Source organism: Streptomyces sp. MMCC 100, assembly GCF_041538145.2.
Lineage (GTDB): Bacteria > Actinomycetota > Actinomycetes > Streptomycetales > Streptomycetaceae > Streptomyces.
Genome location: NZ_JBGORK020000007.1, coordinates 1 through 1143 on the forward strand (window position 1 = coordinate 1; position 1143 = coordinate 1143).

Below are 1143 nucleotides of genomic sequence, written 5' to 3' on the forward strand. Positions count from 1 at the left end.
TTGGTTCGTGGGATGGGTTCGTTTTTCAAGGAGTGTGAGCATCCGCGGTCGCGGTGGTCGAAGTGCCCGCACGCGTACAAGGTGCGGTATCGGTCGGCGGCCGGGAAGCAGGTGAAGGAGTCCGGGTTTGCGACCCAGGACAAGGCGATCGCGCGTTTGACGGAGGTCTACAACGCGAGGAAGTCCGCGCCGCGGGGGCAGGCGAAGGCGGACCGGGTCGCGAAGTACGGGGCGATGCGGTTTAAGGAGTACGCCGCCGAGTGGAAGGCCGGACAGCGGGATCTGGGGCCGGCCTCGAGTGTGCACCTGGAGTCGCTGTTGAACATCCACCTGCTGCCCTTGCTGGGGAGCCGGCGGATGAACACGTTCGACCACAAGGTCGTCGAGGGTTTCCTCCAGGTCCTGGAACGCAACGGCATCGGCCTGGCCGCGCAGGCCAACTGCTTCGACAAGCTGAAGGCGATCCTGCTGGACGCCAACCGGCTGGGCCTGTTCGACGACAACCCGGTCGCCGGGATCAAGCCGCCGCAGTACGACCCCAGGCGGGTGGTGATCCCCTCACCCGAACAGCTGGGTCAGATACGCACCGCCGGCGACGACAGCTTCCTCCTGGTCGCCGACCTGATGAGCGGCTGCGGCATGCGCAACGGCGAAGCGTTCGCGGTCAACGTCAACAACATCGTCGCCGACGACGTCTACCGCATCACCGAGCAGGTCAACCGGACCACCTGCCAGTACGAGCGGCTCAAGCACCGCAAAGTGGGCGAGTACCGGGACGTGCCCCTGCCCGCACGGGTGCGCCAGAGCATCGAGTGGTACGCCGACAAACACGGCACCGTCGACGGCTACCTGCTGCGTCATCCCGGCGACCCGGCCCGCACGTTCCCGCACTACCACATTGCCAACCAGTGGCAGCGGATCAAGAAGGCCGGCGAAACCGAGATCCCCGACGGGATGGTCGTCTACGGCCTGCGGCACTTCTTCGCCTCCAACTGCCTCACCCACGGCATCCCCATCACCGACGTCGCCGAGTGGATGGGCCACAAGACCATCGAGATCACCTTCAAGATCTACCGCCACCTCATGCCCGGCTCCATCAGCAAAGCCGCCAAGATCCTCAACCACAACCTCACCGCATAACAG

Annotated in this window: 1 protein-coding gene; it reads left to right on the plus strand. The window is 65.2% G+C overall.

What is annotated here, in order from left to right; genetic code table 11:
• The first annotated feature begins 12 nt into the window (after positions 1-12).
• Positions 13-1140, plus strand: coding sequence for a tyrosine-type recombinase/integrase (locus ABS735_RS38520; RefSeq protein WP_476755897.1), 1128 nt, complete (start codon positions 13-15; stop codon positions 1138-1140).
• Positions 1141-1143 lie beyond the last annotated feature (3 nt).

Excerpts from the sequence above, each read along its gene's own strand:
- ABS735_RS38520 (WP_476755897.1), top strand. The coding sequence starts at position 13 with ATGGGTTCGTTTTTCAAGGAGTGTGAGCATCCGCGGTCGCGGTGGTCG.